Raw genomic sequence first — 578 nt, 5'->3', positions numbered from 1 at the left:
ACATCCACACCAGTGCTCACCCGTCGCCACTTTTGCCGATTCTAAACTTGGACGACGCTCACGGATGAAGTCTTTGAACAATACGTGTGTTTCTTCTAGCTCTTGCTTGAATTTATCACGTGCTTTGTCGGTGTTTTCACCAAACATGGTTAGCGTGCGTTTGTATTCACCAGCCGTTAACTGCTCGTACTCGATGTCGTGCTTTTTCAGCAGCTTATTGAAGTTTGGAATTTGTGCGATGACACCAATCGAACCCACAATCGCAAATGGTGCAGAAACAATTTTGTCTGCTACACAAGCCATCATGTAACCGCCACTTGCTGCTACTTTATCAACCGAGATGGTCAGAGGAAGTCCGGCCGCTTTGATGCGATCAAGTTGAGAGGAGGCTAAGCCGTAACCATGAACCATACCACCACCAGACTCTAGACGAAGCAATACTTCATCGCCTTCACGAGCAACAGCCAAAATGGCAGTGATTTATTCACGTAGAGACGCGACTTCTTTTGCATCGATGCTACCGTTGAAATCAAGAACAAACAGGTGTGGTTCGCGTTTGCTGTCTAGCGCCCCCTCTT

1 pseudogene is annotated in these 578 nt (G+C 47.2%); it reads right to left on the bottom strand.

The annotated features are described in order from the left end of the window. A pseudogene (sohB, locus tag R8O11_RS29820) lies at nt 1-578 on the bottom strand (protease SohB); the annotation flags it as partial.

This window comes from Vibrio sp. 1288 (genome assembly GCF_033344475.1).
This window is presented reverse-complemented; position numbering and strand designations above follow the sequence as displayed.